We start from the raw sequence: 6,292 nt of genomic DNA, 5'->3' as shown, positions 1-6,292 counted from the left end.
ACATTCACTCCGCGTTCAGCCAGCATCTCCTGCAGCTCACGGTAACTGATGCCGTATTTGCAGTACCAGCGTACGGCCCACAGAATGATGTCACGCTGAAAATGCCGGCCTTTGAATGGGTTCATGTGCAGCTCCATCAGCAAAAGGGGATGATAAGTTTATCACCACCGACTATTTGCAACAGTGCCACTTCGACGACTACCTGCTGCCGGCCGAGAAGTTCGCCGCACTCAAGCGCGAGCAGGCCCTGCCCCTGGCGATCAACCCGAACAGCGACCAGTACCTGGAAGAGCGTTTGCAGCTGCTGGACGAGCAGTTGGCCACCGTCACCCGCCTGGCCAAGGACAACGAGCTGCCCGATGCCATCCTCACCGAGTCAGGGCTGAAAATCACCCCGCTGGATGCGGCGGTGCCGGATCGGGCGCAGGCGCTGATCGACCAAACCAGCCAGTTACTGCCGCGCATCAAGATCACCGAACTGCTGATGGACGTGGACGACTGGACGGGCTTCAGCCGCCACTTCACCCACTTGAAGGACGGGGCCGAGGCCAAAGACAGGACGTTGCTGCTGTCCGCAATCCTCGGTGATGCGATCAACCTCGGGCTGACCAAGATGGCCGAGTCGAGCCCCGGCCTGACCTACGCCAAGCTGTCCTGGCTGCAAGCCTGGCACATCCGCGACGAAACCTATTCGGCGGCCTTGGCCGAGCTGGTCAACCACCAGTATCGCCACGCCTTTGCCGCCCACTGGGGCGACGGCACGACCTCATCCTCCGATGGCCAGCGCTTCCGCGCGGGTGGCCGGGGCGAGAGCACCGGGCACGTCAACCCGAAGTACGGTAGCGAGCCGGGACGGCTGTTCTATACCCATATCTCCGACCAGTACGCGCCGTTCAGCACCCGCGTGGTGAATGTCGGCGTCCGCGATTCCACCTATGTGCTCGACGGCCTGCTGTACCACGAGTCCGACCTGCGGATCGAGGAGCACTACACCGACACGGCCGGCTTCACCGATCACGTCTTTGCCCTGATGCACCTGCTAGGCTTCCGCTTCGCGCCGCGCATCCGCGACCTCGGCGAAACCAAGCTGTACGTGCCGCAGGGCGTGCAAGCCTACCCGACGTTGCGCCCGCTGATCGGCGGCACCCTGAACATCAAGCACGTGCGTGCCCACTGGGACGACATCCTGCGCCTGGCCAGCTCGATCAAGCAGGGCACCGTCACCGCCTCGCTGATGCTGCGCAAGCTCGGCAGCTACCCGCGCCAGAACGGACTGGCCGTGGCCCTGCGCGAGCTGGGCCGGATCGAGCGCACGCTGTTCATCCTGGACTGGCTGCAAAGTGTTGAACTGCGCCGCCGCGTGCATGCCGGCCTGAACAAAGGTGAGGCGCGCAACTCGCTGGCCAGGGCGGTGTTCTTCAACCGCCTTGGGGAAATCAGGGATCGGAGCTTCGAGCAGCAGCGCTACCGGGCCAGCGGCCTCAACCTGGTGACGGCGGCTATCGTGCTGTGGAACACGGTGTACCTGGAACGCGCCACCCAGGGGTTGGTCGAGGCCGGCAAGCCGGTGGACGGCGAGCTGCTGCAATTCCTGTCGCCGCTGGGCTGGGAGCACATCAACCTAACCGGCGATTACGTCTGGCGGCAGAGCCGCAGACTGGAAGACGGGAAGTTTCGGCCCTTACGGATGCCCGGAAAACCTTAGCGTACGATTTTTTCCGAATTCTGCGGGCTCCCCTATCTCATCTGCGCAAGGCAGAACGTGAAGACGGCCGCGAGCGCCAGGCGCACGAGGCCGGCGCGCGGACCCGCGCCACGGCCCACGAGCGGACGCCGCAGCAGGAGCGCCAGAAGGCCGCCAGAGAGGCCGAGCGCGGCCGTGAGGCTTGGACGCTAGGGCAGGGCATGAAAAAGCCCGTAGCGGGCTGCTACGGGCGTCTGACGCGGTGGAAAGGGGGAGGGGATGTTGTCTACATGGCTCTGCTGTAGTGAGTGGGTTGCGCTCCGGCAGCGGTCCTGATCAATCGTCACCCTTTCTCGGTCCTTCAACGTTCCTGACAACGAGCCTCCTTTTCGCCAATCCATCGACAATCACCGCGAGTCCCTGCTCGAACGCTGCGTCCGGACCGGCTTCGTCGAAGGCGTCTATCGCGGCCCGCAACAGCGGCGAGAGCGGAGCCTGTTCAACGGTGCCGCCGCGCTCGCCGGCATCGCTGTCGCCGGCCTGCTCCTCAAGCACGGCCCCAACAGTGAAGTAGCTGATTGTCATCAGCGCATTGACGGCGTCCCCGGCCGAAAAACCCGCCTCGCAGAGGAAGCGAAGCTGCGCGTCGGCCGTTTCCATCTGCGGTGCGCCCGGTCGCGTGCCGGCATGGATGCGCGCGCCATCGCGGTAGGCGAGCAGCGCCTGCCTGAAGCTGCGGGCATTCCCGATCAGAAATGAGCGCCAGTCGTCGTCGGCTCTCGGCACCGAATGCGTATGATTCTCCGCCAGCATGGCTTCGGCCAGTGCGTCGAGCAGCGCCCGCTTGTTCCTGAAGTGCCAGTAAAGCGCCGGCTGCTGAACCCCCAACCGTTCCGCCAGTTTGCGTGTCGTCAGACCGTCTACGCCGACCTCGTTCAACAGGTCCAGGGCGGCACGGATCACTGTATTCGGCTGCAACTTTGTCATGCTTGACACTTTATCACTGATAAACATAATATGTCCACCAACTTATCAGTGATAAAGAATCCGCGCGTTCAATCGGACCAGCGGAGGCTGGTCCGGAGGCCAGACGTGAAACCCAACAGACCCCTGATCGTAATTCTGAGCACTGTCGCGCTCGACGCTGTCGGCATCGGCCTGATTATGCCGGTGCTGCCGGGCCTCCTGCGCGATCTGGTTCACTCGAACGACGTCACCGCCCACTATGGCATTCTGCTGGCGCTGTATGCGTTGATGCAATTTGCCTGCGCACCTGTGCTGGGCGCGCTGTCGGATCGTTTCGGGCGGCGGCCGGTCTTGCTCGTCTCGCTGGCCGGCGCTGCTGTCGACTACGCCATCATGGCGACGGCGCCTTTCCTTTGGGTTCTCTATATCGGGCGGATCGTGGCCGGCATCACCGGGGCGACTGGGGCGGTAGCCGGCGCTTATATTGCCGATATCACTGATGGCGATGAGCGCGCGCGGCACTTCGGCTTCATGAGCGCCTGTTTCGGGTTCGGGATGGTCGCGGGACCTGTGCTCGGTGGGCTGATGGGCGGTTTCTCCCCCCACGCTCCGTTCTTCGCCGCGGCAGCCTTGAACGGCCTCAATTTCCTGACGGGCTGTTTCCTTTTGCCGGAGTCGCACAAAGGCGAACGCCGGCCGTTACGCCGGGAGGCTCTCAACCCGCTCGCTTCGTTCCGGTGGGCCCGGGGCATGACCGTCGTCGCCGCCCTGATGGCGGTCTTCTTCATCATGCAACTTGTCGGACAGGTGCCGGCCGCGCTTTGGGTCATTTTCGGCGAGGATCGCTTTCACTGGGACGCGACCACGATCGGCATTTCGCTTGCCGCATTTGGCATTCTGCATTCACTCGCCCAGGCAATGATCACCGGCCCTGTAGCCGCCCGGCTCGGCGAAAGGCGGGCACTCATGCTCGGAATGATTGCCGACGGCACAGGCTACATCCTGCTTGCCTTCGCGACACGGGGATGGATGGCGTTCCCGATCATGGTCCTGCTTGCTTCGGGTGGCATCGGAATGCCGGCGCTGCAAGCAATGTTGTCCAGGCAGGTGGATGAGGAACGTCAGGGGCAGCTGCAAGGCTCACTGGCGGCGCTCACCAGCCTGACCTCGATCGTCGGACCCCTCCTCTTCACGGCGATCTATGCGGCTTCTATAACAACGTGGAACGGGTGGGCATGGATTGCAGGCGCTGCCCTCTACTTGCTCTGCCTGCCGGCGCTGCGTCGCGGGCTTTGGAGCGGCGCAGGGCAACGAGCCGATCGCTGATCGTGGAAACGATAGGCCTATGCCATGCGGGTCAAGGCGACTTCCGGCAAGCTATACGCGCCCTAGGAGTGCGGTTGGAACGTTGGCCCAGCCAGATACTCCCGATCACGAGCAGGACGCCGATGATTTGAAGCGCACTCAGCGTCTGATCCAAGAACAACCATCCTAGCAACACGGCGGTCCCCGGGCTGAGAAAGCCCAGTAAGGAAACAACTGTAGGTTCGAGTCGCGAGATCCCCCGGAACCAAAGGAAGTAGGTTAAACCCGCTCCGATCAGGCCGAGCCACGCCAGGCCGAGAACATTGGTTCCTGTAGGCATCGGGATTGGCGGATCAAACACTAAAGCTACTGGAACGAGCAGAAGTCCTCCGGCCGCCAGTTGCCAGGCGGTAAAGGTGAGCAGAGGCACGGGAGGTTGCCACTTGCGGGTCAGCACGGTTCCGAACGCCATGGAAACCGCCCCCGCCAGGCCCGCTGCGACGCCGACAGGATCTAGCGCTGCGTTTGGTGTCAACACCAACAGCGCCACGCCCGCAGTTCCGCAAATAGCCCCCAGGACCGCCATCAATCGTATCGGGCTACCTAGCAGAGCGGCAGAGATGAACACGACCATCAGCGGCTGCACAGCGCCTACCGTCGCCGCGACCCCGCCCGGCAGGCGGTAGACCGAAATAAACAACAAGCTCCAGAATAGCGAAATATTAAGTGCGCCGAGGATGAAGATGCGCATCCACCAGATTCCCGTTGGAATCTGTCGGACGATCATCACGAGCAATAAACCCGCCGGCAACGCCCGCAGCATCGCGACCGTCATCGGTGAGAAGTTCGGCAGGTATTGGGTGGTGACAATGTAGGTGCTGCCCCAAATGGCAGGTGCTATCGCTGTGAACAATAAATCGGGCGTGCGTAATGACATGCGATTACAAGACCTCCGCTACGGCGATGGGTTTTTGAGAGTTGCAGGCGCCGCGATGACCGCACCCTGACTTGGACTGGCCCTGCCTCGCACCAATCCACCTGCGGCTATGGCCGCGATCATGCGAGGCCCGAAAATTACACGACCTGTACACGTCCGCCGAACCCGGAACGCAACAGAGCTTCGTGGGCATCCCGATCCGGGTCGTAGCAGCAGTCCTGGACCAAACGCACGTCGTAGTCCGCATCACTAGCCCAGGCGACGCTTGAAAGAACAACGCCGGTGGTGCTTATCCCGGCCATGACAAGCGTGCTTACGCCGCGCGTCCGAAGGTCGGCGTCGAGCGCCGTGCCATAAAAGACGCTGGCTCGCGGACATGCATAGAAAAGGTCGCCCCGTTCGATCGCAAGCCCTTCGACGGGCAGACCGGTGCGAAATCGTCCGCTCGGGAGATACGGTGAGATTTGGCGATTCGTCGCCGGCGGCGCATGTTCATACTCTTCGCCGAGCGAAAAGTTGGGGAACAGCACGGGCCGGCCGCGCAAGGCGTGCTGGCAGCCGTGCAGACCCTGCGTGAGATGAACGCCGACAACCTGCGCAAGGTGCCGGCCGATGCACCCACGGCCTTCATCAAGCCGCGCTGGAAGCCGCTGGTGATCACCCCGGAAGGCCTCGACCGGAAATTCTACGAAATCTGCGCCCTGTCCGAGCTGAAGAACGCCCTGCGCTCCGGCGACATCTGGGTCAAGGGCTCGCGGCAGTTCCGCGACTTCGACGACTACCTGCTGCCGGCCGAGAAGTTCGCCGCACTCAAGCGCGAGCAGGCCCTGCCCCTGGCGATCAACCCGAACAGCGACCAGTACCTGGAAGAGCGTTTGCAGCTGCTGGACGAGCAGTTGGCCACCGTCACCCGCCTGGCCAAGGACAACGAGCTGCCCGATGCCATCCTCACCGAGTCAGGGCTGAAAATCACCCCGCTGGATGCGGCGGTGCCGGATCGGGCGCAGGCGCTGATCGACCAAACCAGCCAGTTACTGCCGCGCATCAAGATCACCGAACTGCTGATGGACGTGGACGACTGGACGGGCTTCAGCCGCCACTTCACCCACTTGAAGGACGGGGCCGAGGCCAAAGACAGGACGTTGCTGCTGTCCGCAATCCTCGGTGATGCGATCAACCTCGGGCTGACCAAGATGGCCGAGTCGAGCCCCGGCCTGACCTACGCCAAGCTGTCCTGGCTGCAAGCCTGGCACATCCGCGACGAAACCTATTCGGGGTCGGTTCCGGCTGAGGGCGAAATGACACCCTAAGCGTTAGCTCTGTGTCGTTGCACGATGTCAGCGACGGTATTCTTGCTGATACCGAGCTCGCGTGCGATCCAGCGATAGCTGCGTCCCTCG

4 protein-coding genes and 3 pseudogenes are annotated in these 6,292 nt (G+C 62.9%); 3 read left to right on the top strand and 4 right to left on the bottom strand.

Annotation, left to right across the window (positions count from 1 at the left end):
• Window positions 1-125, bottom strand: a pseudogene (locus K2184_RS28660) (IS6 family transposase); the annotation flags it as partial.
• Window positions 126-190: 65 nt separating this feature from the next.
• On the opposite strand from K2184_RS28660, the pseudogene K2184_RS28655 reads away from it, so the two are divergent.
• Window positions 191-1,705: pseudogene (locus K2184_RS28655) on the top strand (Tn3-like element TnAs1 family transposase); the annotation flags it as partial.
• Between the two features lie 315 nt (window positions 1,706-2,020).
• Here K2184_RS28655 and tetR(A) read toward each other — a convergent pair.
• A complete protein-coding gene (tetR(A), locus tag K2184_RS28650) occupies window positions 2,021-2,671 on the bottom strand; it encodes a tetracycline resistance transcriptional repressor TetR(A) (protein ID WP_000164043.1) in 651 nt (216 codons plus the stop codon).
• 105 nt (window positions 2,672-2,776) lie between these two features.
• On the opposite strand from tetR(A), the gene tet(A) reads away from it, so the two are divergent.
• Entirely contained in the window at window positions 2,777-3,976 is a 1,200-nt protein-coding gene (gene tet(A), locus K2184_RS28645) for a tetracycline efflux MFS transporter Tet(A) (RefSeq protein ID WP_000804064.1), read from the top strand.
• Window positions 3,977-4,007: 31 nt separating this feature from the next.
• Here the strand turns inward: tet(A) and K2184_RS28640 are convergent, their stop codons facing one another.
• Window positions 4,008-4,892, bottom strand: a complete 885-nt coding sequence (locus K2184_RS28640; RefSeq protein WP_000058717.1) for a DMT family transporter — start codon at window positions 4,890-4,892, stop codon at window positions 4,008-4,010.
• Window positions 4,893-5,029: 137 nt separating this feature from the next.
• Window positions 5,030-5,422, bottom strand: a complete 393-nt coding sequence (locus K2184_RS28635) for a cysteine hydrolase family protein (protein WP_001351729.1) — start codon at window positions 5,420-5,422, stop codon at window positions 5,030-5,032.
• Window positions 5,423-5,425: 3 nt separating this feature from the next.
• Between K2184_RS28635 and K2184_RS28630 the strand changes: the two are divergent.
• Window positions 5,426-6,175: pseudogene (locus K2184_RS28630) on the top strand (Tn3 family transposase); the annotation flags it as partial.
• Between the last annotated feature and the right edge of the window lie 117 nt (window positions 6,176-6,292).

The organism is Klebsiella sp. K5-306, from assembly GCF_051835185.1.
GTDB lineage: Bacteria > Pseudomonadota > Gammaproteobacteria > Enterobacterales > Enterobacteriaceae > Klebsiella > Klebsiella oxytoca.
The sequence above is the reverse complement of the archived record's forward strand: the minus strand, read 5'-3'. Positions and strand labels throughout refer to the sequence as shown.

Coding starts and splice junctions, on each gene's coding strand:
- K2184_RS28640 (WP_000058717.1), bottom strand. CDS start 4,892: ATGTCATTACGCACGCCCGATTTATTGTTCACAGCGATAGCACCTGCC.